This window comes from Mycobacterium parascrofulaceum ATCC BAA-614 (genome assembly GCF_000164135.1).
GTDB lineage: Bacteria > Actinomycetota > Actinomycetes > Mycobacteriales > Mycobacteriaceae > Mycobacterium > Mycobacterium parascrofulaceum.
Window position 1 is genome coordinate 230,258 of record NZ_GG770553.1, and the last position, 23,857, is coordinate 254,114.

The 23,857-nt window shown below is 70.1% G+C and carries 24 protein-coding genes and 1 pseudogene; 3 read left to right on the forward strand and 22 right to left on the reverse strand.

What is annotated here, in order from left to right:
• Positions 1-775, reverse strand: a 775-nt coding sequence (locus tag HMPREF0591_RS01145; protein WP_085981546.1) for a hypothetical protein, incomplete at its 3' end; no start/stop codon positions are given.
• 126 nt (positions 776-901) lie between these two features.
• Positions 902-1,519, reverse strand: coding sequence for a carbonic anhydrase (locus HMPREF0591_RS01150; RefSeq protein WP_007166544.1), 618 nt, complete (start codon positions 1,517-1,519; stop codon positions 902-904).
• Here HMPREF0591_RS01150 and HMPREF0591_RS01155 point away from each other — a divergent pair.
• Positions 1,518-2,429, forward strand: coding sequence for an HhH-GPD family protein (locus HMPREF0591_RS01155; protein ID WP_040620868.1), 912 nt, complete (start codon positions 1,518-1,520; stop codon positions 2,427-2,429). The genes HMPREF0591_RS01150 and HMPREF0591_RS01155 overlap by 2 nt on opposite strands.
• 9 nt (positions 2,430-2,438) lie before the next feature.
• Here the strand turns inward: HMPREF0591_RS01155 and HMPREF0591_RS01160 are convergent, their stop codons facing one another.
• The 8 genes and pseudogenes from HMPREF0591_RS01160 to HMPREF0591_RS01195 form a co-directional block, all read right to left on the reverse strand.
• Positions 2,439-3,914, reverse strand: a complete 1,476-nt coding sequence (locus HMPREF0591_RS01160) for a hydrogenase large subunit (RefSeq protein ID WP_007166546.1) — start codon at positions 3,912-3,914, stop codon at positions 2,439-2,441.
• On the reverse strand, positions 3,911-5,377 hold the full coding sequence (locus tag HMPREF0591_RS01165) for a proton-conducting transporter transmembrane domain-containing protein (RefSeq protein WP_007166547.1): 1,467 nt from the start codon (positions 5,375-5,377) through the stop codon (positions 3,911-3,913). The genes HMPREF0591_RS01160 and HMPREF0591_RS01165 overlap by 4 nt, the downstream gene beginning before the upstream one ends.
• On the reverse strand, positions 5,377-6,039 hold the full coding sequence (locus tag HMPREF0591_RS01170) for a hypothetical protein (protein WP_007166548.1): 663 nt from the start codon (positions 6,037-6,039) through the stop codon (positions 5,377-5,379). Before HMPREF0591_RS01170 ends, HMPREF0591_RS01165 begins: the two co-directional genes overlap by 1 nt.
• A complete protein-coding gene (locus HMPREF0591_RS01175) occupies positions 6,036-6,986 on the reverse strand; it encodes a respiratory chain complex I subunit 1 family protein (protein ID WP_040621615.1) in 951 nt (316 codons plus the stop codon). Before HMPREF0591_RS01175 ends, HMPREF0591_RS01170 begins: the two co-directional genes overlap by 4 nt.
• A gap of 5 nt (positions 6,987-6,991) precedes the next feature.
• Positions 6,992-8,921, reverse strand: a pseudogene (locus tag HMPREF0591_RS01180) (proton-conducting transporter transmembrane domain-containing protein).
• Positions 8,922-8,962: 41 nt separating this feature from the next.
• Positions 8,963-9,442 carry an NADH-quinone oxidoreductase subunit B family protein gene (locus HMPREF0591_RS01185; protein WP_007166552.1) on the reverse strand — a complete coding sequence of 160 codons (480 nt, stop codon included), beginning with the start codon at positions 9,440-9,442 and terminating at the stop codon, positions 8,963-8,965.
• A gap of 5 nt (positions 9,443-9,447) precedes the next feature.
• Positions 9,448-9,786, reverse strand: coding sequence for a lsr2/espR transcriptional regulator (locus HMPREF0591_RS01190; protein WP_007166553.1), 339 nt, complete (start codon positions 9,784-9,786; stop codon positions 9,448-9,450).
• A 100-nt stretch (positions 9,787-9,886) separates the two neighbouring features.
• Positions 9,887-10,654, reverse strand: coding sequence for an alpha/beta fold hydrolase (locus HMPREF0591_RS01195; protein WP_007166554.1), 768 nt, complete (start codon positions 10,652-10,654; stop codon positions 9,887-9,889).
• A gap of 63 nt (positions 10,655-10,717) precedes the next feature.
• Between HMPREF0591_RS01195 and mhuD the strand changes: the two genes are divergently transcribed.
• Together mhuD and HMPREF0591_RS01205 are read left to right on the forward strand one after the other, a co-directional pair.
• Positions 10,718-11,038, forward strand: a complete 321-nt coding sequence (gene mhuD / locus HMPREF0591_RS01200; protein ID WP_007166555.1) for a mycobilin-forming heme oxygenase MhuD — start codon at positions 10,718-10,720, stop codon at positions 11,036-11,038.
• A complete protein-coding gene (locus HMPREF0591_RS01205; protein WP_040620871.1) occupies positions 11,013-12,377 on the forward strand; it encodes a serine hydrolase in 1,365 nt (454 codons plus the stop codon). Before mhuD ends, HMPREF0591_RS01205 begins: the two co-directional genes overlap by 26 nt.
• A 109-nt stretch (positions 12,378-12,486) precedes the next feature.
• Here HMPREF0591_RS01205 and HMPREF0591_RS01210 read toward each other — a convergent pair whose 3' ends face one another.
• From HMPREF0591_RS01210 to HMPREF0591_RS34625, 12 genes are all read right to left on the reverse strand, one after another.
• On the reverse strand, positions 12,487-13,734 hold the full coding sequence (locus HMPREF0591_RS01210) for an HNH endonuclease signature motif containing protein (RefSeq protein WP_007166557.1): 1,248 nt from the start codon (positions 13,732-13,734) through the stop codon (positions 12,487-12,489).
• A gap of 69 nt (positions 13,735-13,803) precedes the next feature.
• A complete protein-coding gene (locus HMPREF0591_RS01215) occupies positions 13,804-14,352 on the reverse strand; it encodes a histidine phosphatase family protein (RefSeq protein ID WP_007166558.1) in 549 nt (182 codons plus the stop codon).
• A complete protein-coding gene (locus HMPREF0591_RS01220; protein WP_007166559.1) occupies positions 14,349-15,140 on the reverse strand; it encodes a CbtA family protein in 792 nt (263 codons plus the stop codon). Before HMPREF0591_RS01220 ends, HMPREF0591_RS01215 begins: the two co-directional genes overlap by 4 nt.
• 4 nt (positions 15,141-15,144) lie before the next feature.
• Entirely contained in the window at positions 15,145-15,354 is a 210-nt protein-coding gene (locus HMPREF0591_RS01225; RefSeq protein WP_007166560.1) for a CbtB domain-containing protein, read from the reverse strand.
• 223 nt (positions 15,355-15,577) lie between these two features.
• Positions 15,578-18,112 (reverse strand): ATP-dependent protease ATP-binding subunit ClpC, encoded by a 2,535-nt coding sequence (gene clpC1 / locus HMPREF0591_RS01230; protein ID WP_007166561.1) that lies wholly within the window; start codon positions 18,110-18,112, stop codon positions 15,578-15,580.
• A 314-nt stretch (positions 18,113-18,426) separates the two neighbouring features.
• Positions 18,427-18,765: a histone-like nucleoid-structuring protein Lsr2 gene (gene lsr2 / locus HMPREF0591_RS01235; protein ID WP_003875617.1), complete on the reverse strand. Its 339-nt coding sequence runs from the start codon at positions 18,763-18,765 to the stop codon at positions 18,427-18,429.
• 123 nt (positions 18,766-18,888) lie between these two features.
• Positions 18,889-20,400 (reverse strand): lysine--tRNA ligase, encoded by a 1,512-nt coding sequence (lysS, locus tag HMPREF0591_RS01240; protein WP_007166562.1) that lies wholly within the window; start codon positions 20,398-20,400, stop codon positions 18,889-18,891.
• Positions 20,401-20,520: 120 nt separating this feature from the next.
• Complete coding sequence (locus tag HMPREF0591_RS01245) at positions 20,521-21,336, reverse strand: type III pantothenate kinase (protein WP_007166563.1); 816 nt, start codon at positions 21,334-21,336, stop codon at positions 20,521-20,523.
• A gap of 2 nt (positions 21,337-21,338) precedes the next feature.
• Positions 21,339-21,767 carry an aspartate 1-decarboxylase gene (gene panD, locus HMPREF0591_RS01250; protein WP_007166564.1) on the reverse strand — a complete coding sequence of 143 codons (429 nt, stop codon included), beginning with the start codon at positions 21,765-21,767 and terminating at the stop codon, positions 21,339-21,341.
• A complete protein-coding gene (panC, locus tag HMPREF0591_RS01255; RefSeq protein ID WP_007166565.1) occupies positions 21,767-22,705 on the reverse strand; it encodes a pantoate--beta-alanine ligase in 939 nt (312 codons plus the stop codon). The genes panD and panC overlap by 1 nt, the downstream gene beginning before the upstream one ends.
• Positions 22,702-23,613: a Rossmann-like and DUF2520 domain-containing protein gene (locus HMPREF0591_RS01260; protein ID WP_007166566.1), complete on the reverse strand. Its 912-nt coding sequence runs from the start codon at positions 23,611-23,613 to the stop codon at positions 22,702-22,704. Before HMPREF0591_RS01260 ends, panC begins: the two co-directional genes overlap by 4 nt.
• 114 nt (positions 23,614-23,727) lie before the next feature.
• The coding region (locus tag HMPREF0591_RS34625; protein ID WP_425270147.1) for a hypothetical protein at positions 23,728-23,857 on the reverse strand (130 nt) is incomplete at its 5' end.

Genomic DNA, 23,857 nt, shown 5'->3' on the forward strand with positions numbered 1-23,857 from the left:
CGGGCGGCGGGGCGGCGGCCGGCTGACCCGGCCCCGGCACCGGGCCCGGCGGCGGGGGCGGCTGGTTCATGATGAACGGCACCGGCTGGGAACGCAGGTTGCCCAGCTGCACGACGAGGTTGTAGGTCCCCGGACCGATCGCCGGCCGCGGCAGCGGGCAGTGCGGCGCCGAACCCATCCCCGTCCACGTCACCGCGGTCGTCACCTGCTCGCCCGGGGTGAAGGTCTTGATCAGCGTCTCGTTGGACGGCGCGCAGTCCAGGTTCGACCACAGCCGCTTGTTGTCCAGCGAGTACACGTAGGCGGCCAGCACCGCGGCCCCCACGTCACGCTTGCAGGACACCAGGCCGATGTTGGTGACGACCATGGTGAACTTGGGCTGATCGCCGACGAAGTACTGCGGCGCGTTGGTCAGACCCTTGACCGCCAGCGTCGAGTCCGGGCAGTCGTCGCCCTCCTTCAGCACCGGCGGCGGCTGCACCGCCGCGGTCGGGGTGGGCATCTCCGGGTTCTGCCCCTGCTGCGGGGCCACCGGGACGGGCTGCTCCCCCGGCGCGGCGGGCGGAGGCGCCTGCGGCGCGGGCGAACCGGGCTTGCTCTGAGCGGAATTCGGCTTGTCGGCACTGGCGGGCTTGGCGCCCCCGGTGTGCCCCATGAAGGCGATGACCGCGGCCACCACGATCCCTACGACGACGACCGCGACGCCCACGGCCAGGCCACGCCGCCGCCAATAGATCTCGGTAGGTAGCGGGCCACGCGGTTCCAGATCCAGCACGTTTGCAGCGTAGGCCCAGGTCACGTCGAGTTGCCTGACCCGCCCCGGCGTGTCGCGGTGTTTGCTGGCTGACCGCCGTGTTAGTGGCGGGCCGAAAAGCGGTCGCTAACCCCGCCCGCCGGGCCCCTATTCCCCGATGTCGCCGACGTGGTCGACCAGGGCCGCCCGCCCGTCCGCCAGGTGATAGGTGGCACCGGCTACCGCCAGGGTGCCGGCGGCCACCCGCTCGGCGATCGCGCTCGAACGGGACATGAGCTGGGCGATCGTTTCGCGCACGTGCCGTTCCTCGAACTCGTCGACGCGGCTGAGGCCGTCGCGGCGGCCCATCAGGATGGACGGCGCGACCCGTTCGACCACGTCGCGCACGAAGCCGGACGGTATTGCGCCGTCGTCGATCGCGCCCAGGGCCGCCTTGACGGCACCGCAGCTGTCGTGGCCCAGGACGACGATCAGCGGCACGTCGAGGACCGTCACGGCGAACTCGATGGAGCCCAGCACCGCCGAGTCGATGGCCTGGCCGGCGGTGCGCACCACGAACATGTCACCCAGGCCCTGGTCGAAGATGAGCTCGGCCGCCACCCGGCTGTCGGCGCAGCCGAACACCACCGCGGTGGGCTTCTGCCCGCTGGCCAGGCTGGCCCGGTGTTCGACGCTCTGGCTGGGATGCTGGGGCTTCCCGGCGACGAATCGCTCGTTACCCTCTTTGAGTGCTTTCCACGCGGTTACCGGGCTGGTGTTAGGCATGGCTGACATCATGCCGCATTCGCCGGTAAACGGCCCGGAACGCATATCAGTTACCAACCTTCTCGACTGGTACGACGGTTCCCGCCGCGACCTGCCCTGGCGCGAGCCGGGCGTCAGCGCCTGGCAGATCCTGGTCAGCGAGTTCATGCTGCAGCAGACGCCGGTGTCGCGGGTGCTCCCGATCTGGTCGGAGTGGGTGCGGCGCTGGCCCACGCCGTCCGCCACGGCCGCCGCCACCGCCGCCGACGTGCTGCGCGCGTGGGGCAAGCTCGGTTATCCGAGGCGGGCCAAGCGTTTGCACGAATGCGCGACCGTCATCGCCCGCGACCACCACGACGTGGTTCCCGACGACGTCGACACCCTGCTGACCCTGCCCGGGATCGGCGGCTACACCGCGCGCGCCATCGCCTGTTTCGCCTACCGCCAACCGGTTCCGGTGGTGGACACCAACGTTCGCCGGGTGGTGGCCCGCGCCGTGCGCGGGCTGGCCGACGGCGGCCCGGCGTCGGCGGCGCGGGACCACGCCGACGTCGCGGCCCTGTTGCCGTCCAACGGGACGGCGCCGAAGTTCTCGGTGGCGCTGATGGAGTTGGGCGCGACCGTGTGCACCGCGCGGGCGCCGCGTTGCGGGTTGTGCCCGCTGCCCGCCTGCGCGTGGCGTGACGCCGGCTATCCCCCCGCCCAGGGACCGCCGCGCCGGGCGCAGGCCTACGCCGGAACGGATCGGCAGGTGCGCGGCCGGTTGCTGGATGTGTTGCGCGCCAACGACGCCCCGGTCAGCCGCGCGGAGCTGGATGTCGCGTGGCTGACCGACACCGCCCAGCGCGACCGCGCGCTGGACTCGCTGCTGGCCGACGGCCTGGTGACCAGGACGGTCGATGGCCGCTTCGCGTTGCTCGGCGAGGGGTAGCCCCGCCGATCAGAGATCGTTGCCGGCGTAGGACTGGTTGAAGCTTTTGTTGGCCAGCGGGAAGTCCGGGACGATGGTGTCCGCCATCGCGACCGGCAGCGCGGGCCAGTTGAACCACGATGGGTCGACGATCTTCGCGCGGGAGATCCGCCCGGCGTCGATTTCGACGCGGTGGACGATGGTGCCGCGCCAGCCTTCGACGATGCCGATGCCGCTGCGGGCCGCGCCCGGCGCCGGCATGGTCTCGGCGTATTCTGTTGGGCCATAATGTAATTCGGTGAGGTGACGGACCAGTTCGGTGGACGCGGCGAATTCGTCGCGCCGCAGCGTGTAGCGGGCCAGCACGTCGCCCGCGGCGGCCCGGACCTCGGTGACGGGCAGCGCGGTGGTCGGGTGTTCGAGCCGGGCGTCCGTGCGCACGCCGCTGGCCCGCGCGACGTAACCGAGGCATCCCAGCGCGCGGGCGTCGTCTTCGTGCAGCACGGCCGTCCCGGCGAACCGGTCGTACACCACGGTGTTCCGCAGGGTCAGCTCGGTTATTTCGGCGAGGTCGGCCGCGACCGATTGCAACGCGGCGACATCGGGCAGCGCCCGGACCGCCACCGCACCGGGGCGCAGCGCTCCCCGCAGCAGCCGGTGCCCGGTTACATCGGCGTTGAGTCGCAGCAGCCGTTCGCGGATGCGCTGCGTGTGGGCGTGGGCGATCCCGAACCCGACGTCGTTGGCCAGCGCCCCCAGATCGGCGGCGTGGTTGTAGAGCCGTTCGAGCTCGACCAGCAGCGCCCGCAACCGGTGCACCTCGTCGGGGAGCTCCACCCCGAGCGCGTCCTCGATGGCCAGGCAGTGGGCGAGCGCGTGCCCGGCGGAGGTGTCGCCGCTGACGCGTTCGGCCAACTCGACTGCGCCGTTTGGTGGCCGCCCCTCGAACAGCTTCTCCACGCCGCGGTGCACGAACCACAGCCGGGCCTTGAGTCGCAGCACGGTTTCGCCGGCCACGGAGAAGCGGAAATGGCCGGGTTCGATCAACCCCGCGTGCACGGGGCCCACCGGGATTTCGTAGACGCCGGGCCCCTCGACGGTGACGAACGGAAAGTGGCCGGCGCCATCGAATTCCGGGACGGGCGACGCGTCGTGGCGCATGGGATGCCAGTCCTCGGGCCAGTGGGCGTGCCGCACCAATCGGCGCGCCTTGGGATGCCCGACGGACCGGATGCCGTACAGATCCGCCATCTCGCGTTCGAAGCGGCCGGCCGGGAACGACAGGTAGGCCAGGGAGCGAACCGCGGGTTCATGCTTGGGCACGACGCATTCCAGCTCGACCCGACGGTCCGGCCGGCCGGCCAGGAACAGGTAGACGACCCGCAGGTCCGCGCCGTCGTCATGGGCGGCCACCAGGCCCAGGCGAAAGCCGTTGCCCAGCAACTCCTCTGCCGTGTCGTCCAGCCTGGCTTGCGACATCCGGTCGCGCTGCCACCGAGGTTTCATCGCGGTAACCCCAGGCCGGCGGCCGCGGCGGCGAACAGGTCGGTGAGCGGGCCGGCGGTGACACCGAGGGCGATCGATGCGCCGACGCCGACGAGCAGCGCCGCGGCGACCGTTCGCGGCACGACGATTTCGGGTGCGGCACCCGCGCCGCCCAGCAGGATGCGCCCCGCGTTGCGTGCCAGCGCGGCGAAGGCGACCGCGACGAAGAGCATGGCCGCGGCGAGAACCCACGTGAGGCGGGCGTCGGCGAGCGAACGCACGATGGCCAGCTCGCTGGCGAACATCGCGAACGGCGGCAGCCCGAGCAACACGACCACGCCGACGGCCAGCGACACACCGAGAAGGCGCGAGCGTCGCAGCACGGCGTTGATGTCGGCGATCGCGGTGGAATTGTGGGTGGCCTGCAGTTGCCCGCTGGACAGGAAGAGGACCGTCTTGCCGATGCCGTGGGCGAGGACGTGCAGCAACAGTGCGGCGATGGCCAGCGACGTCCCCGCGGCGGCGGCAATCGCGATCAACCCCATGTTCTCCATCGAGGAGTAGGCCAGCATGCGTTTGATATCCGCGGCGACCGTCAGCATCAGGGCCGCGACCACCAGCGTCGCCAGCCCGATCACCAGCAGGCCCGACCGCATGAAGGCCGGCCCGGTGGCCGTGCCGATGATCGGCTCGAGGCGAAGCACCACCGAGAAGGCCACCGACAGCAGCACCCCGCTCATCAGCGCCGAGACGGGCGCCGGCGCCTGGCTGTGCGCATCGGCCAACCAGGTGTGGAACGGGAACAACCCGGCTTTGGCGCCGTAGCCGACGAGCAGCAGGCCGCCCGCCAGCCGGGCGATGCCGGGATCCAGGCCGCCCGCGTGGGCCGTCAACACGTCGAGGTTCAGGGCCGCCGCGGCCGGTGCACCGGCGTGCTCGGCGGCGTAGTACAGCAGCACGGTGCCGAGGAATGCGACGGCGATACCGACCGAGCAGATCACGACGTATTTCCAGGTCGCTTCGAGCGCGCCGCGGGTGCGGCGGTGCCCGACCAGGAAGGCGGTGATCACCGTGGTCGCTTCGATCGCGATCCAGATCACGCCGATGTTGTTGGCGCACACCGCGACAACCATCGCCGCCAGGAAGCCGGCCGTCAGGGCGCCGTAGACGCGGGCCCCGGCCGGGTCGGTGTGGCCTCGCTCCAGTTCGATCTCGAGGTAGCCGACGCTGGCCCAAGTCGCCAGCGCGGCAACGGTTCCGATGACGATCAGCATGGTGACGCTCAGCGCGTCGAGGCGCAGCAGCCCGCCCAGCGCCAACCGGGTGCCCGATCCGACGCGGAACGCGAGCGCCGCGCCGCAAGCCAGCACCGTCAGCGCCGAGAGCGCGATCAGCGTCGCGGTGGACCGCCGCCATCCGGCGACCAGGACGGCGACCGAGGCGCCGACCGGGGCCAGGATCGCGGCGAGCAGAGGAGCGGTCATCAGTCGCGCAGCTCCTGCAGCGCGTCCAGGTCGGCGCCGCCGAAGGTGCGAGACAGCCGGCCCGTCAGCACGCCGATCACGATGATCGCGAACAGCACATCCAGCGAGGCGCCCAGTTCGACGATCAGCGGCACCCCGGCGGTGAGCAGGAAGGCGGTGGCGGCGATTCCGTTGTCCAGCATCAGAAATCCCGCGGCCTGCGACACCGCGTGGCGCCGCGTGACCATGACGAACAGCGCGATCAGCACGACCGCGGCGGCGGCCGGGACGGCACTGGTGGTTGCGGCGGGCTGCAGGTTCACGAGGGGCCGCGCGGCGGCGAAGGCGGCCAGCGTCAGCGCGGCGGTGATCAGCAGCGACGTCGCCGTGTTCACCAAGGGGGTGGCCTCGCGGCGCGACCGTGGCTCGGCGCCGACGGCTCGGGCCAGCAACCGCGGCAGGACCACGACCCGCAAGACCAGCACGGCCGCACCGACGCCGATCAGCGCGCCGTCGCCGTCGTAGACCCCCCGCAGGACCGGGATGGCCGCCAGCGCGGCGCCCTGCCATGCCAGCAACCGGATGATCGCCAACAGGTCGCGGCGCCAAACGATGAGCACCGCGGCCAGCAGCAGGCCGCCGGCGGCGAGGTCGACGAGTACCGAAAACGTCCCGTACGTCATGCCGGCACCGCGAAGAAGTTGGCGGCGACGACGGCGAGCAACGCCAGCAGGAAGGATCCGGCCAGCAACTCGGGCACCCGGAACAGCCGCAGCTTGGCGACGAACACCTCCATGGTGGCCAGCGAGGCCGCCAGCACCGCGACCTTGGCCGCGACCGCCGCGAGGCCGACGAGCACCGCGACGGCGCCGGGCTTGTCCCCGGCAATTCCCCACGGCGCGAACAGGTTTGCCAACAGCGCCAGCAACACGGTCAGTCGCATCCCGGCGGCCCACTCGACCAGGGCCAGCCGCGGACCGGCGTATTCGAGGACCATCGCCTCGTGAACCATCGTCAGCTCGAGATGGGTGGCCGGGTTGTCCACCGGCAGCCGTCCGGTCTCGGCGACGATGACGATCACCAGGGCGGCGAACGCCAGCACCGCGGCCAGCGACACCACCTGCCCGGGGTGGGTGATCGTATGTGACACCAGCGCACCGAGATTGGCCGAACCCGCGGGCATGGACAGGGCGAAGACCGCAAGCAGGATGGTGGGTTCGACCAGCGCGGCGATGGTGATCTCGCGGCTGGCGCCCATGCCGCCGAACGAGGTGCCGGTGTCGATGCCGGCCAGGGTCAACGCGACGGTGCCCACGAACAGCAACCCGACCACCGCGAACAGGTCGGCGCTGCCGTCCAGCGGCGACCCGGTGGCGACCAGCGGCGCGATGGCCGCGATCAGCAGGGTCGTTCCGGCGACGATCGCGGGTGCGGCCGCGAACACCACCGTCGTTCCGTTCGGGGTGATCTGTTGTTTGCCAAGCTGTTTGACGATGTCGCGCCAGGGCTGCAGGACGCCGGCGCCGGCGCGGCCCTCCCAGCGGGCGCGCACCTGCCGGGTCAGGCCCACCACCAGCGGTGCCCCGGCCATCACGGCGAAGATCTGGGCCGCGCCCGCGACGCAGGACACGACGTTCATCGGGCCGCCACCAACACGATCAACACACCGAGTGCGCCGTACGCCAGATACAGGTGCACGCTGCCCGTGTGGGCGCGCCGCACCAGGGCGGCGGCGGCCGTGACCAATCGGATCACCGGCGGGTAGCAGCGTTCCTCGATCGCGTCGGCGATCCTGGTGCGGTAGACGATTCTGTCGGCCAGGTACCGCGACTCCACCGGGTGGGTGACCTCGATGTCGGTGTCGGGGCGCAGGACGTCGTCGAAAACGCGTTGCAGCGGCTCGGCGAACGAGGTGGCGGTGTATTGCATCCGCTCGGTGAGATCGTCAGCGCCGCAGGCCCATAACGGCGCCGCCGCGGGCGCCGGGCGGCCGCTCCGTCGCCAGCGCGTCAGCAACGCCGCGATCAGTGTGGCCACCACGACGCAGGCGGCGATCGCGCCGGGGGCGATCGACCCCTGCAGGCCCGGCAGGCGCACCGCGGCACCGAGTTCCGTGAACGGCACCGTCCGGGCCGCCGGCAGCGCGGCGACGGCCGAGCGCAGCGCGGGCGAGAGCACGGCCGGCGCCACGGCCACCGTCAGACAGGCCGCCGCCGCGATCGCCATGCCGGCCAGCATGGTGCGCGGGGCCTCCCGGGCGTGGGCGGCCGGCCCGGACCGCGGCCGCGCCAGGAATCCGATGCCGAACGCCTTGACCATCGCCGCCACGCCCAGCCCAGCGGTGAGCGCGACCGCGCCGACCGCCAGCGGCGTGGTCAGCGCCAGGACGGCGGAATGTTCCCGAGCGGTGTGGATCAACGACTGCACCAGTAGCCACTCGCTGACGAAACCGGCGCCCAGCGGCAACCCGGACGCCCCGAGCGCGGCCACCCCGAACAGGGTTGTCGTCACCGGCATCCGGCGGGCCAGGCCGCCCAGCCGGTCGAGGTCACGCAGCCCGGTCGCGGCCAGGACCGAACCCGCGGCGAGGAACCCGAGGCTCTTGAACGCCGCGTGCGCGACGAGGTGCAGCAGGGCGGCGGCCACGGCGATCGTCGCCTGGGCCCGCGCGCCGGCGGCCGCGAACAGGGTGGCGGCCCCGAGCCAGGGTGATCAGCCCGAGATTCTCGGTCGTCGAATAGGCAAGCAGCCGTTTGAGATCCGTGGCCACCGAGGCCTGCACCACCCCGTAGAGCGCCGACACCCCGCCGGCGACCATCAGCGCCAGCCCCCACCACCGCGGCCCCGGGCCCAGCAGCTGCAGGTCGACCCGGCAGATGCCGTAGACGCCGAGGTTGACCATCGCCGCGCTCATCAGCGCCGAAACCGGGCTCGGCGCTTCCGGGTGGGCGCGCGGCAACCACGCGTGCAACGGCACCAGCCCGGCCTTGGAGCCGAACCCGGCCAGCGTCAACAGGAACACCGCGGTGCGCGCGCCCTGCGGGATCTGGTGCAAATCGGAGAACCGGTCCGCGCCCCCAGCCGCGGACATCACCATCAGTCCGACCAAGATCGCCACGAAGCCCAACTGGGTCATCACCGCATACACCAACGCGGCGGAGCGAACCCGCGGTTGGGTGTGGTGGGTAAGCACCAACACCAACGACGCGACCGCCATCGACTCCCACGCCAGCAGGAAGGTGGTGACCGACGCCGCGGCGGGCACCACCAGCATCGCCGCGACGACGGCGGGCAGGACCGCAAGAGTCGCCGGTCCCAGCCGCTCGCGCCGTGCGTAGCCGATGGCGTACAGCCCGACCGCGACCGCGACCGCCCCGGTGATCGCCATGAAGAATCCGGCCAGCGGATCCAGGCCCAGCCGGACGCCCGACAGGGGAAGCAACCATCCGATGCGCACCTCCCGCGCCCGGCCGAACATCCCCAGCGCGCCCGCACCCGCCCCGGCCACGCCCAGCAGCGAAGTCAACGTGCCGGCCCACACGGCCGCGGAGCCGTTGTGGGACAAAGGTTTACCGGCGGCGGGCGCGCCGGCCGCCAAGGTTGCGGTCACTTGCCGGTCACCGAGCGCAGGGCCGCCACGATCTGCGCCGGGGTGGGCGGGCAACCCGGGATCTCGACGTCCACGGGCACCACTTCGCCGACCGCGCCCGCCACACCGTAGGCGTCGCCGAACACGCCGCGATCGATGGCGCAGTCCCCGCAGGCGATCACCCGCCGCGGCCGCGGCGTGGCCTCGATCGTGGTGCGCAGCGGGCCCGCCATGTTGTGCGTCACGACGCCGGTCACCAGTAGCGCGTCGGCGTGCCGCGGCGACGCCACCAGTCGGGCGCCGAACCGCTCGGCGTCGTACACCGGGCCGAACGCGCCGGCGATCTCCACCTCGCACCCGTTGCACGAACCGGCGTCCACGTGCCGGATCTGCAGCGAACCGCGCACCGCGGCGGGCGGCTCGGTCACCGGTTCCGGTGCGGGCGGGGCGGGTTCGGCGATGCGACCGACCCGCAACGCTTTGCTGATCCAGCCCATGGGCGCTACCCCGCGCCGCCGGCGCGCAGGCCTTCCAGCATCGCCACGCGGTCGCTGAGCACCCCGGTGAGGACCTTGCGCGCCACCAGCAGCAGTTCGGCGATGTCCGGGGAGGCGATCGAATAGATCATCGTGTTGCCGTCGCGCAGCGCGTCGACGACGCCGGCCCGGCGCAGGACGCCGAGCTGCTGCGAGAGGTTCGACGCCTCGAGCCCCACCTCGGGCAGCAATTCGGCGACCGACTTGTCGCCCGCCACGAGCAGCTCGAGAATCCTGATCCGCGCCGGGTGCCCCAGCGTCTTGAAGAACTCGGCCTTGAGCTTGTACAGCGGCTCGGTCACCACCCGGAACTCCTGAAGACTACAACATATTTATGTTCGAACGATTGAAGAATTTATCATATGGTGCTTGCGCTCGTCACATCGGCGGCCGGATGGGTGACACTCAGTCGCGCGCAGGCAGCGCCAGAAAGGATTCGACGGCCTCCCGGTACACCCGTGGCGCCTCGTCGTGAATCAAATGACCGGCTTCCGGGACACGCAAAAATTTTGCAGCGAAGTGCATTTCGGCCATTTCCCGCATCTGCCCGGGCGGCGTCACGGAGTTACCCGCCTCGATGAGCAGCGCCGGGGCCCGCACCGCGCGCCACTGCTGCCAGTAGTCGCGGGTGCCCCATTCGGCGGCGATCTCGATCCACCGCGCCGTGTGGCCGTGCAGGCGCCAGCCGGTGGCGGTGCGGTCGAAGGCCTCCAGAAAGTACCGCCCGGCGACGGGCCCGAACTCGTCGAACACCTTTGCCTCGGAATCGAATTCGACCGGAAGTGCGTGCAGCCACGGCTCCCACGGGCCGGTGGTGCGGCCGCGGAAGTCCGGGGCCATGTCTTCGAGCACCAGTGCCGAAACCAGGTCCGGGTGCCGCGCGGCCAGACACCACGCATGCAGGGCGCCCATCGAATGCCCGACCAGCCGGACCGGGGTTTCCAGCGTGGTGACCGCGTCGACCAGGTCGGTCACGAACCGTTCGGTGCTGATCGGGTGCGGGTCGTCGACGTCACGGCCCCGATGCCATGGGGCGTCGTAGGTGTACACGACGCCCAGCCGCCTCAGCCAGGGCAGCTGCCGCGACCAGGTGGTGCCCCGCCCCATCAGGCCGTGCACCAGCACCAACGGCTCGCCCCGCCCCCCGCGGCAAGTCAGCAGATCACCGGCCATGTCACCATCCTGCGTGCCCCGCCCTGCAGTTGGACAGGGCGGGCGAAGGGGTAGCCTAGCGGCATGCCGCCAGTGGTGAAGATCAATGCCATCGAAGTACCGGCCGACGCCGGCCCCGAGCTGGAGAAGCGGTTCGCACACCGGGCGCACGCGGTCGACAACCAGCCCGGCTTCCTCGGGTTTCAGCTGCTGCGCCCGATCAAGGGCGAGAACCGCTACTTCGTCGTGACGCAGTGGGAGTCCGAAGAGGCGTTTCAGGCGTGGGCGCAGGGGCCGGCCATTGCGGCCCACGCCGGCGAGCGGGCCAACCCGGTGGCGACCGGGGCCTCGCTGCTGGAATTCGAGGTTGTGATGGACGTTGCCGGCAACAAGCAGGGTGGCTAGCGGGTTCTCGGCCCGGCGCCGCGCGGTGGCGTTGAGCGCCGCCGCCGCGTTGGTCGTGACGTTCGCGCCCGGTTGCGCCCCCTCCCCCTCGCCGCAGGCGAACGCGGCCAATCCCGGCCGGCAGATCGACGTCCGGACGCCGCCGGGTATCCGGGCCCAGCAGACGCTGGACATGCTCAACTCGGACTGGCCCATCGGGCCGGTCGGCGTGGGCACGCTGGCCGCGCCGCAGATGGTCAAGTCGGTGCAGACCACCATGGAGGCGCTCTGGTGGGACCGCCCATTCACGCTCGACGGGGTGGATCTGCGCGCTAGCGTGGCCACGCTGCACCTGACGTCCTCCTACGGTGCGCGGCAAGACATTCGCATCCACACCGACGACGGCGGCTGGGTCGACCGGTTCGACCTCGACACGCAGGTGCCGAAGATCAACTCGTGGCACGACATCGACGCGGTGTTGGGCAAGACGGGCGCGCGCTACTCCTACCAGGTCGCGAAGGTCGACAATGGCCGCTGCGCCCCGGTCGCGGGCACCAACACCGGTGAATCCCTGCCGCTCGCATCGATTTTCAAGTTGTACGTGCTGCACGCCCTGGCCGGGGCGATCCGGGACGGGACGGCCTCCTGGGACGATCAGCTGACCGTCACCGACAAGAGCCGCGCGGTGGGATCGTCCGGTTTGCAGCTGCCCGCCGGCGCGCAGGTTTCGGTTCGGACGGCGGCCGAGAAGATGATTGCGACGAGCGACAACATGGCGACCGACCTGCTGATCGGAAAGCTGGGCACACACGCCATCTCCGAAGCGCTCGCCACGGCGGGCCACCACGACCCGGCCAGCATGACACCGTTCCCGACCATGTACGAGTTGTTCTCGGTCGGCTGGGGAAAGCCGGACCTGCGCAGCCAGTGGCAGCACGGCTCGCCGCAAGTCCGCGCCCAGCTCCTGGCGCAGGCGAATTCCGCCCCCTACGAACCCGATCCGACTCGTGCGCACACCCCGGCGTCGTCGTACGGCGCGGAGTGGTACGGCAACGCCGAGGACATCTGCCGGGTCCACGCCGCCCTGCAGGCGGACGCCGTCGGCAAGGCCGCACCGGTCAAAGAGATCCTCTCCGCGGTGTCGGGCATCCAGCTGGACCGCGACGTCTGGCCCTACATCGGCGCGAAAGCCGGTGGCCTGCCCGGTGATCTCACCTTCAGCTGGTACGCCGTCGACAAAACGCGGCAGCCGTACGTGGTCAGCTTCCAGCTCAACTGGCCGCGCGACCATGGGCCGACCGTCACCGGGTGGATGCTGCAGATCGCCAAGCAGGCCTTCGCACTGATCGCTCCCAAGTAGCCTGACGCGTCGGCGAATCGTCGCTCGAGACCGTGCCGACTGGCCTGCAGCGCCACGGATTTCGCTACGCCCGAACCGGTTCCGTCTTAGGGCGGCGCTGCTCACCCACCTAGTTATGCGTTGGTGGTGGCTGCGGCTGGAAGGGGTCGTACCACCACCAGTCGGCGCGCTCGCCGGTGGGCCCGGGGCACGGCGGGACCCGGGGCGGGGGCCGATCGGGCACCCGCGCGAGCGAACCCGCGCTAAGCGGTCGCCCGCGGCCGTCGGTCACGGTCAGAGCGCCCGCGGGTCCGGTGATGGTGATGACGCCCCGGTGGTGCAGCCGGTGGTGATAGGGGCATACCAGCACCAGGTTGGCCAGCTCGGTGGGGCCGCCGGCTTCCCAGTGCCGGATGTGGTGGGCGTGCAGGCCGCGGGTGGCACCACAACCGGGAACCGCGCAGGTCGACTGGCGGTGCTCGAGCGCGCGGCGAAGCCGCCGGTTGATCGTCCGCGTCGCCCGCCCGGCACCGATGACCCCGCCGTCGCGTTCGAACCAGACCTCACACGTCGCATCACAGCCGAGGTAGCGGCGTTCGGCGTCGGTGAGCAACGGACCCAGGTGCAGCGCGGCGGCGCGCCGCTCGACGTCGACGTGGACCACGACCGTGGTGTGCTGCCCGTGTGGCCGGCGGGCCGCTTCGGCATCCCACCCGGCCTCGACCAGACGCATGAACGCCTCGAAAGTGCCCGGCAACGGCGGCCCGTGCTCTGAGCCGTGGTCGCGATCGCCGTGATCGCGCTTCCACTCGGCGATCAACGCATCGCGATGAGACGCCAGCGCGGCGTCGAATTTCGCCGCGTCGAGGTGCGGGAGTTTGATCCGCCAGCAGGTGAAGTCTTCATCCGAATTCTTGGTGATCGAGGGCCGCGGTCCAGGCCCACTATCCGGCTCGGGTCGTGGCTCCAGTTTGATCGCCGTGCGCAGCTGGTTGACCGTAGCGACCCGCGCCAACTGGGCGTAATGCTCATCAGATCCCTCACCGCCGCCCGCCGCGATGACGCCGACCTGATCCAGCGACAGTCGACCCTCCCGCATGCCCTGCGCGCAGCGCGGGAACTCCTCGAACCGGCGCGCGACGGTGGCGATCGTGTGCGCGTTGGCCGACGACGAACCCAGCTTCCAGACCACCAACGCCGCAACCGACCGCGCACCCGTATTCCCCCACAGCTCGTCACGATCCAGCTCCGCGACGATCTCCACGATGCGCCCATCAATCGCGTTGCGCTGCCCGGCCAACTCCGCCAACTCCTCGAACAGCACGTCGAGGCGCTCCGCGGGGCTCAGCTCCGCTGGGGGCGATGCGATCGAGGACATGGCCCCATCATCGCAGTCGGGTCCGACAACTCTCGGCTGCCCGAGCCACACCGCGAAACCCGTGACCAGTTACAAACTCAGGGTCCAACGGCCGCTTCGGAAATGCAGCACGATGCGACTCGCCGGCGCAATATCCAGGCGCCAGAACGACTTCGGGGGTGCATCGAGGCTGCGCAGGATGGCGGCGCGGATCACCGCAGGGTGCGTCACCGCCACGGCGGGCGACGTGTTGTCGGTGAGAGACGCCAGCCAGCCGCCCACCCGTTGCATCAGGTCGAGGATCGACTCGCCGCCGTGCGGCGCCCGGGCGGGATCGGTCAGCCAGACCGTCAGGTCGCCGGGGGGCACGTCCTGCAGCCTTTTCCCCCGCCATCGACCGCAGTCCAGGTCGGCCAGGAGTGGATCCGCTGCCGCCGCCAACCCCAGTAGGCCCGCCGTTTGGCGGGCACGCTGCTCGGGGCCGGTGAGATGGCTTGCGCCACGGAACAACTCGACCGCACCGGCCTGCGCCTGTCGCCGGCCCAGGGCGTTGAGGGGTTCGTCGTCGGGAAAGCGCGTGGCCGCCATGGCGTCGGTCATCGCGTGCGAGACCAGGGTCAGCCGGACGACATCCGTCACGCCGCGACGCTCGACGCCCGTCCGCTCGCTTCGCGCTGCCCCAGCAGGCGCCCGGCGAACGTCGCGAACACCACGCCGATGGCCGCCCACAGCACCAGCTGCGTGGCCAGGGCGAGCAACCTGAATTCGTAGAGGACGTCGGCGGGGAAGCCCGGGTAGCTGATCGCGCCCGATGCGTCACGCAACGGTGCGGGCGTCTCGTCCACGCTCGGTAGCAGCGCCATCACCAGCGCAACCGCCGCGACGTATCCGCCCGCCGCGAGCAGCCGCCCGTTCCATGCGCCGAGCCGCGCCGTCAGCGGCCGCGCCAGCCAGACCGCGGCGACGGCCAACGCCACCGACGCGGCCACCATCGCCAGATACCAACCGGTGCGCGCCGCGATGGTGTCGGCCTGGCCCACCGCAGGGGGGTTCGGCGGATACTTCGCAAACGGCACCAGGTACACCGCGACGAAAGCCCCCGCGGCCAGAAGCAGCGAAAGCGCTCGTGGCCCAACGCTTGTCACGCGCGACGCGACCACACAGAACAGCACGCCGAACAACGCGCCCATCGCGACGCCGAAAATGAGCACACCGAAACCCAACCCGGCGCCGGACTGGACGCCGCGGCTGAACAGCTCGGCGCCGTGCTCGTGCACGCCGTGGGCGTTCTCGGCGTCGACTCGTCCCTCTTCGAAAGCGATCGCGCGGCCGATCACCGGCTCGGCGCACAGGCGCGCGAAGGCGAACGCGAGCACCGCGCCGATTGCACCGGCGAGCAGGCCGCGTCCGATCAGACGCTTTTCCACGCGATCAGTGGCAGGGGAAGCCGAGCAGATGCCGAGCGTCGTGCAGGAATTCGTGCACGTGCGCGTCGCCGCCGAACAGCGACACCGCGCACTGGTCGATGCCGACGAAATACAGCGCCAACAGCGCCAGGAAGGTCGTTGCCGACAGCCAGACCGCGGCGCTGGCCGCCGACAAGTCGACCGGCCGGGTGGCGGTTATCCGAGGCTCGGACATGGGTTGACTCCTTCCGGGGATGCACGCGTCCCCGCTGGGTGATGACGGGCGATGGGTCTGACTATCGACAGTGGCGCGACCGTTCTGGAATTTCACCAGATTCCGTTGCCCGTCAGGACGAGGTCAGTGTAGACCGAGGGTCAATGCCGTGACGGCGGGGCGCCGCACACAGCGAAACGGGCGGCTAATCCCGTCATGGGTTAGCCGCCCGTTTGCTGTCGTGCTACGGCGTTTCCGGGGCCGCGTGCGCTCCGGCCTTCGCCAGGTCCGGCTCGGCCGGCGGCTTGCGGGCGCCGGTGAAGGTGAACACCGCGTCCTCGCCGGCGCTCTCGCCGTCCCAGTTGTCCACGTCTACCGTGACGATCTGTCCCGGTCCGACCTCCTCGAAGAGGATCTTCTCGGAGAGCTGGTCCTCGATCTCGCGCTGGATGGTGCGCCGCAACGGGCGGGCACCCAGCACCGGGTCGAAGCCGCGCTTGGCCAGCAACGCCTTGGCCTTGTCGGTCAGCTCCATAGCCATGTCCTTGGCCTTGAGCTGGTTGCCGACCCGGGTGATCATCAGGTCGACCATCCGGATGATCTCGTCCTTGGTCAGCTGGTGGAAGACGATGATGTCGTCGATGCGGTTGAGGAACTCCGGGCGGAAGTGCTTCTTCAGCTCGTCGTTGACCTTCTGCTTCATCCGCTCGTAGTTGTTCTCACCGCCGCCCTGGGTGAAGCCCAGACCGACCGGCTTGGAGATGTCGGACGTACCGAGGTTCGAGGTGAAGATCAGCACGGTGTTCTTGAAGTCCACCGTGCGGCCCTGGCCGTCGGTGAGCCGGCCGTCCTCGAGCACCTGCAACAGGCTGTTGTAGATCTCCTGGTGCGCCTTCTCGATCTCGTCGAACAGCACCACCGAGAACGGCTTGCGCCGCACCTTCTCGGTGAGCTGGCCACCCTCCTCGTAGCCGACGTATCCCGGCGGGGCGCCGAACAGCCGCGACGCGGTGAACCGGTCGTGGAACTCGCCCATGTCGATCTGGATGAGCGCGTCGTCGTCGCCGAACAGGAAGTTGGCCAGCGCCTTGGACAGCTCGGTCTTGCCGACACCGGAGGGGCCGGCGAAGATGAACGAACCCGACGGGCGCTTGGGGTCCTTCAACCCGGCGCGCGTGCGGCGGATCGCCTTCGAGACGGCCTTGACCGCGTCCTCCTGGCCGATGATCCGCTTGTGCAGTTCGTCCTCCATGCGCAGCAGGCGCGTGGTCTCGGCCTCGGTCAGCTTGAACACCGGGATGCCGGTCCAGTTGCCCAGCACCTCGGCGATCTGCTCGTCGTCGACCTCGGCGACCACGTCGAGGTCACCCGAGCGCCACTGCTTCTCGCGTTCGGCCCGCTGGGCGACCAGTTGCTTCTCCCGGTCGCGCAGGCTGGCGGCCTTCTCGAAGTCCTGCGCGTCGATCGCGGACTCCTTCTCCCGGCGCGCGTCGGCGATCTTCTCGTCGAACTCGCGCAGGTCTGGCGGCGCGGTCATGCGGCGGATCCGCATCCGCGCGCCCGCCTCGTCGATCAGGTCGATCGCCTTGTCCGGCAGGAACCGGTCGTTGATGTAGCGGTCGGCCAGGGTGGCGGCGGCCACCAGCGCCGCATCGGAGATCGACACCCGGTGGTGCGCCTCGTAGCGGTCCCGCAGCCCCTTGAGGATCTCGATGGTGTGCTCCACCGTCGGCTCCCCCACCTGCACCGGCTGGAAGCGGCGCTCCAGGGCGGCGTCCTTCTCGATGTACTTGCGGTACTCGTCGAGGGTGGTGGCGCCGATGGTCTGCAGTTCCCCACGGGCCAGCTTCGGCTTGAGGATGCTGGCCGCATCGATCGCGCCCTCGGCGGCGCCGGCACCGACCAGCGTGTGCAGCTCGTCGATGAACAGGATGATGTCGCCGCGGGTGTTGATCTCCTTGAGCACCTTCTTCAGGCGCTCCTCGAAGTCACCGCGGTAGCGGGAGCCGGCCACCAGCGAGCCGAGGTCCAGCGTGTAGAGCTGCTTGTCCTTCAGCGTCTCCGGCACCTGGCCGTGCACGATCGCCTGCGCGAGGCCCTCGACGACGGCGGTCTTGCCGACGCCGGGCTCGCCGATCAGCACCGGGTTGTTCTTGGTGCGCCGGCTCAGCACCTGCATGACGCGCTCGATTTCCTTCTCGCGCCCGATGACCGGGTCGAGCTTGCCTTCCATCGCCGCGGCCGTCAGGTTGCGCCCGAACTGGTCGAGCACCAACGACGTGGACGGCGAGCCGGACTCTCCGCCCCGCCCGCCCGTGCCGGCCTCGGCGGCCTCCTTGCCCTGGTAGCCGCTCAGCAGCTGGATGACCTGCTGGCGCACCCGGGTCAGCTCGGCGCCCAGCTTCACCAACACCTGGGCGGCCACGCCCTCACCCTCGCGGATGAGCCCGAGCAGGATGTGCTCGGTGCCGATGTAGTTGTGGCCGAGCTGCAGCGCCTCACGCAGGCTCAGCTCCAGGACCTTCTTGGCGCGCGGCGTGAACGGGATGTGCCCCGACGGCGCCTGCTGGCCCTGGCCGATGATCTCCTCGACCTGGCTGCGGACGCCCTCGAGCGAGATGCCCAGCGACTCCAGCGACTTCGCCGCGACGCCCTCGCCCTCGTGGATAAGACCCAACAGGATGTGCTCGGTGCCGATGTAGTTGTGGTTGAGCATCCGGGCCTCTTCCTGCGCCAGGACGACGACCCTGCGGGCACGGTCGGTAAAACGTTCAAACATCGGTGGTTACCTGCTCTCCCTCACCATCGGTACTAGCCTCTGAATGGCCAACCGGTCCCCGTCGGGCCGGTATTGCATACCTGCCATCCACTGTAATGGTCGGCCTGCCAGGGGGCATAACCTTGCGGTTCCCTGCTGCTGAAAGGCCCGCCGGCCCGTTTCGGGCGATCTCCCCTGTGATCACAGCGCCGTAACTGAACCAACGTGGCGGCGTGCCAATTCGTTTCCCCGAGTCACGACCGATGTTTTCGCCGCCAGCGAAAAGACAAACCGGCGCCCCGGCCTGTGCGGCCCGGGCGCCGGTTCGAGGTCTGTCAGGTCGCCGCGTGGAACGCGTCGATGACGTCGGCCGGGATGCGGCCGCGCGTCGACACGTTGTGGCCGTTTCGCCGGGCCCACTCGCGGATCGCCGCGCTCTGCTCACGGTCGATCGCGCCGCGGCCGCGCCCGGAGCCCGAACGCCCGCGCCGCCGCCCGCCGACCCGGCGACCGGCTTCCACCCACTGCTTCAGGTCGTTGCGTAGTTTCGCCGCATTCTTGGACGAAAGGTCAATCTCGTAGGTAACCCCGTCAAGTCCGAATTCGACCGTTTCGTCGGCTGCGCCGGCACCGTCGAAATCATCGACCAAGGTGACGGTCACTTTTTTCGCCATTAGCTTATCCTCGCATTTCGTCCTGAGCAGTTGCCGAGCAGATTGGGTGAGCCTCCCCGGTCATCAATCTGCCATAACAAGGCAGCATACTCAATCCGGCCGCGAGGTGCACAGTTGCACTTTTCAAGTGGAGTGCGGCCGAACAATCGGGAACAAAACTGTCTCCCGAATTGACAGTCCGGTCAATGACATCAACAAGCGATCGATACCCATTCCCGTTCCGGTGCAGGGCGGCATCCCATACTCGAGGGCGGCGAGAAAATCTTCGTCGAGCACCATGGCTTCGTCGTCGCCGGCCGCGGCGGCGCGGGCTTGCGCGGCGAACCGCTCCCGCTGCACGACGGGGTCGTTCAACTCGGAGTACCCGGTGGCCAGTTCGATACCCCGCACATAGAGGTCCCACTTCTCGGTCACACCGGGGATGCTGCGGTGCTGACGCGTCAAAGGCGTTGTCTCGACCGGGAAGTCCCGCACGAAGGTGGGCGCGGTAAGCGTGTCGCCCACGGTGTGCTCCCACAGCTCCTCGACCAGCTTCCCGTGGCCGTAGCCGCGATCTTCGGGAATCTCGACCCCCAGCCGGTGGGCGATGGCCCAGAGCCGCTCGACCGGCGTCTGCGGCGTGATCTCTTCGCCGAGTGCCGCCGACAGCGACGGGTACATTTGAATCGACGCCCATTCTCCGTGTATGTCGTAGACACTCCCGTCGGGCAGCGGTAGTTGTCTGGTTCCGATCGCCTCATCGGCGACCTCTTGAATAAGCTCGCGCGTGACGACTGCCGAATCGTCATAGGTTCCGTACGCCTGGTAGGTCTCCAGCATGGAAAATTCCGGAGAATGCGTGGAATCCGCGCCTTCGTTTCGGAACACTCGATTTACTTCGAAGACCTTGTCGAAACCGCCGACGACGCAGCGCTTGAGGAACAGTTCCGGCGCGATGCGCAGGTAGAGATCGATGTCGAGGGCATTGGAATGCGTGACGAACGGCCGCGCCGCCGCACCACCCGCCAGCGTCTGCAACATAGGCGTTTCCACTTCGAGAAACCCGCGCCGTTCGAGCGCGTTGCGTATCGCGCGGACCACGGCGATCCGCTGCCGCGCCACCGTGCGGGCCTGCGGACGCACGATCAGGTCGACGTAGCGCTGCCGCACCCGCGCCTCTTCGCTCATCTCCTTGTGCGCCACCGGCAGCGGCCGCAACGACTTCGCCGCCAGCTGCCAGGAATCGGCGAGGACGGACAATTCGCCGCGGCGTGAGCTGATCACGTTGCCGTGCACGTAGACGATGTCGCCCAGGTCGACGTCGGCCTTCCACGCGTCGAGCGATTCGGCGCCCACCTTGTCGAGGCTGAGCATCACCTGCAGGCTGGTGCCGTCGCCCTCCTGGAGTGTCGCGAAGCACAATTTGCCCGAGTTGCGCGCGAAGATCACCCGGCCGGCGACGCCGACGACATCGTCGGTCGCGGTGTCGACCGGCAGGTCGGGATGGTCGGCGCGAACCTGCGCCAGGGTGTGGGTGCGTTCGATCGCGACCGGATACGGTTCGGTGCCCTCGGCCAGCAACCGGGCGCGCTTGTCCCGGCGGATGCGGAACTGCTCGGGCAGGTCTGCGGCTGCATCCTCGCTGGCGTCACTCACGACGTGCCAGCTTAAATGACCTCGCGGCGGCCGCTCTTACTGGCGGCCCGCCGAGATTGCCGTCATGGTCGTTGTTCCGGTCGCAGCCACGACCACTGGGGCAATCTCGGCGGCGAAATGTCAGCGCGCGGTCTTCAGCCGGCCGCGCTGGGTGTCCCGGTTGCGTTCGAAGACCAGCCGCAGTCCCTGCAGGGTCAGGTGCTGGTCGTAATGGCTGGCCGTGTGCAGCTCGGGCAGCAGCAGGGGCGCGGTGTGCCCGGTCGCCACCACCGCGACATCCTCGCCGGCGAATCCGTCCACGTCCTCGCGGATGCGCCCGACCAGGCCGTCGACCAGGCCGGCGAACCCGAATACCGCTCCCGCCTGCATGCATTCGACGGTGTTCTTGCCCACCACCGAACGCGGGCGGGAGAGTTCCACCCGACGCAGGGCGGCGGAGCGCGCCGCGGCGGCATCCGAGGAGACCTGCACGCCCGGGGCGATCGCACCGCCGAGGAATTCCCCCTTGGCCGACACGACGTCCACGCAGATGGACGAACCGAAGTCGATGACGATGGCGGCGCTTTGGAATCGGTGAAACGCCGCCAGGCAGTTCACGATTCGGTCGGCGCCCACTTCTTTCGGGTTGTCGACGAGCAGCGGGATGCCGGTGCGCACGCCCGGCTCGATCAGCACGTGCGGCACCGACGGCCAGTACTGGTCGAGCATGATCCGCACCTCGTGCAGCACCGACGGGACGGTGGACAGGCCGGCGGCGCCGGTGAGCCGCTCGGAGTCGTCGCCGATCAGGCCGTCGATGGTCAGCGCCAGCTCGTCCGCGGTCACCTCGGACTCGGTCCGGATCCGCCAGTGCTGCACGACCTTTGCGTGCTCCTTGGACCCGGAGATCAGCCCCACGACGGTGTGGGTGTTGCGGACGTCGATGGCGAGCAGCACGGCTACCGCGCGACGATTCGGGGATCCAGGAGCTCGGCGGCCGCGGACACGTCATCGGGCACGAAGGCCGGGTCGTGACCCAGGTCGATCGGCTTGTTGTCGGCGTCGACGAACACGATCCGCGGCCGGTACGAACGCGCCTCGGCCTCCTCCATGGTCCCGTAGGCGATCAGGATCACCAGGTCGCCGGGATGGACGAGATGCGCTGCGGCGCCGTTGATTCCGATCACTCCGCTGCCGCGCTCCCCGGTGATCGCGTAGGTGACCAGGCGGGCGCCGTTGTCGATGTCGACGATGGTCACCTGCTCGCCCTCGAGCAGGTCGGCGGCGTCCATCAGGTCGGCGTCGATGGTCACCGAGCCGACGTAGTGCAGGTCGGCCTGCGTGACGGTGGCGCGGTGGATCTTCGATTTGAGCATCGTCCGTAGCATCAGTTCCTCCAAGATGATTCATGGGTGTCCCGATATCCGTCCGGCCCCACGGGTGCCGGCGAAGTCTCGATCTCGATCGCGATGTTGTCCAGCAGCCTGGTGCCGCCCAGCCGGACGGCAACGAGCAGCCGGCCGGTTCTGTTGGCGCTTAACGGCCCCAGGTTCGCGTCGCGCAGCTCGAGGTAGTCGACCGTGAGCTCGGGCACCGCCTCGAGCACGGCGCGCGCCGCGTCCAGCGCGGCCCCGGCCCCCGCGTCCGCGGCGTGCGCCGCCGCCGTCAGCGCCGCGGACACCGCCACGGCCGCCTCGCGCTGCTCCGGGTCGAGGTAGCGGTTGCGCGATGACATGGCCAGCCCGTCGGCTTCGCGGACGGTCGGCACGCCGACCACCGCGACGTCGATGTTGAGGTCGGCGACCATCTGCCGGATCAGCACCAGCTGCTGATAGTCCTTCTCCCCGAAGAACACCCGATCGGGGCGCACGATCTGCAGCAGCTTGCACACCACGGTGAGCACGCCGGCGAAGTGGGTCGGTCGCGGACCGCCCTCGAGGTCGGCCGCCAGCGGACCGGGCTGCACGGTGGTGCGCAGACCGTCGGGGTACATCGCCGCCGCCGTTGGCGCGAACACGATTTCGACGCCTTCGGCGCGCAGCAGCGCCACGTCGTCGTCCAGGGTCCGGGGGTAGGCGCCGAGGTCTTCGCCGGCGCCGAACTGCAGCGGGTTGACGAAGATCGACACCGCCACCACCGATCCGGGCACCCGCTTGGCGGCGCGCACCAAGGTGAGGTGGCCGTCGTGAAGCGCGCCCATGGTGGGCACCAGCATCACCCGGCGGCCGGTGTGGCGCAGCGCACGGCAGACGTCCGTGACGTCGCGGGGCCGCGAGTACAGGTTGAGTTCGCCGGCCTTGAAGGCGGGCGGCTTGGTGGGTCTCATCCGGCCAACACCTCGACGACGTCCGCGGGGGCGTGCGCGCGGCGGGCGGTCCGCAGGGCGTTGACCCGATACGCCTGCGCCAGTTCGGGGTCGACCCGCTGCAGCGCTGCCAGGTGCCCGGCGACCGCGGCCGCGTCACCGCGCGCGACCGGGCCGGTCAGCGCGGCCTGCCCGCGCTGCAAGGTGTTCTCCAGCGCGGCCCGGGCCAGCGGCCCGACGATGCGTTCGGCGATGCCGCCCGGGGCGTCGTCGACGGACTGTTGCCCGAGCAGTTCACTGCCGCGCAGCGCGGCCCGCAGCGCGTCGAGCGCGTCGGCGAGCACCGTCACCAGGTGGTTGCCTGCGTGCGCCAGGGCGGCGTGGTAGAGCACCCGCGCTTCCTCGCGCACGCAGAACGGCTCGCCACCCATCTCCAGCACCAGCGACTGCCCGATCGCGTAGCCGACGTCGTCGGCCGCGGTGATGCCGAAGCAGGTGTCGGGCAGCCGGCTGATGTCCTCGTCCGGGCCGGTGAACGTCATCGCCGGGTGGATCGCGAGCGGGATGCAGCCGTCGCGGGTCAGCGGCGCGAGGATGCCGACCCCGTTGGCGCCGGAGGTGTGGGCGACGATCGTGCCGGACCGCACCGCCGACGTGGCGGCCAACCCGGAGACCAGGCCGGCGAGTTCGTTGTCGGGCACCGCCAGCAGCAGCAGCTCGGCCGCGGCCGCCACGTCCGGCGGCGGCACCACCGGGGTGTCGGGCAGCCGCTGCTGCGCCCGCTGCCGGGACGCCCGGGAGATGGCGCTGCAGGCCACCACGACGTGGTCGGCACGCTCCAGCGCCACGCCCAGCGCGGTGCCGACCCGGCCGGCCGAGATGATTCCCACCTTGAGCCTGGCCGGGCGCAGACCGTCGAACTGCCCCATCGCAGACGACCTCACAGATTCTTCCTTCGTTCCGGTCCCACCGCGTGGGTACCGTTCGGTCATTCAAACTGTAGTCGATCGGCGGGCCCGGCCCAATGTGAGGAAGCTCCCAGCTCAGCCGTCGCGGCGGCGACGGCGGCCGCCCTCGGACGGCTGGACCTGCAGGCGCGCGAGCAGGTCGGCGACCGACTGGCCGCCGGTCGAGGGTCCCTCGCCGCCCCGGCCGTCCACGCCCTCCGCGTCC

Bases quoted from the DNA above. Each gene is read 5' to 3' on its own strand.
- HMPREF0591_RS01155 (WP_040620868.1), top strand. From the start codon at position 1,518: ATGGCTGACATCATGCCGCATTCGCCGGTAAACGGCCCGGAACGCATA.
- HMPREF0591_RS01150 (WP_007166544.1), bottom strand. From the start codon at position 1,519: ATGCCTAACACCAGCCCGGTAACCGCGTGGAAAGCACTCAAAGAGGGT.
- HMPREF0591_RS01160 (WP_007166546.1), bottom strand. From the start codon at position 3,914: ATGAAACCTCGGTGGCAGCGCGACCGGATGTCGCAAGCCAGGCTGGAC.
- HMPREF0591_RS01165 (WP_007166547.1), bottom strand. From the start codon at position 5,377: ATGACCGCTCCTCTGCTCGCCGCGATCCTGGCCCCGGTCGGCGCCTCG.
- HMPREF0591_RS01170 (WP_007166548.1), bottom strand. From the start codon at position 6,039: ATGACGTACGGGACGTTTTCGGTACTCGTCGACCTCGCCGCCGGCGGC.
- HMPREF0591_RS01185 (WP_007166552.1), bottom strand. From the start codon at position 9,442: ATGGGCTGGATCAGCAAAGCGTTGCGGGTCGGTCGCATCGCCGAACCC.
- HMPREF0591_RS01195 (WP_007166554.1), bottom strand. From the start codon at position 10,654: ATGGCCGGTGATCTGCTGACTTGCCGCGGGGGGCGGGGCGAGCCGTTG.
- mhuD (WP_007166555.1), top strand. From the start codon at position 10,718: ATGCCGCCAGTGGTGAAGATCAATGCCATCGAAGTACCGGCCGACGCC.
- HMPREF0591_RS01210 (WP_007166557.1), bottom strand. From the start codon at position 13,734: ATGTCCTCGATCGCATCGCCCCCAGCGGAGCTGAGCCCCGCGGAGCGC.
- HMPREF0591_RS01225 (WP_007166560.1), bottom strand. From the start codon at position 15,354: ATGTCCGAGCCTCGGATAACCGCCACCCGGCCGGTCGACTTGTCGGCG.
- clpC1 (WP_007166561.1), bottom strand. From the start codon at position 18,112: ATGTTTGAACGTTTTACCGACCGTGCCCGCAGGGTCGTCGTCCTGGCG.
- lsr2 (WP_003875617.1), bottom strand. From the start codon at position 18,765: ATGGCGAAAAAAGTGACCGTCACCTTGGTCGATGATTTCGACGGTGCC.
- panD (WP_007166564.1), bottom strand. From the start codon at position 21,767: ATGCTACGGACGATGCTCAAATCGAAGATCCACCGCGCCACCGTCACG.
- panC (WP_007166565.1), bottom strand. From the start codon at position 22,705: ATGAGACCCACCAAGCCGCCCGCCTTCAAGGCCGGCGAACTCAACCTG.
- HMPREF0591_RS01260 (WP_007166566.1), bottom strand. From the start codon at position 23,613: ATGGGGCAGTTCGACGGTCTGCGCCCGGCCAGGCTCAAGGTGGGAATC.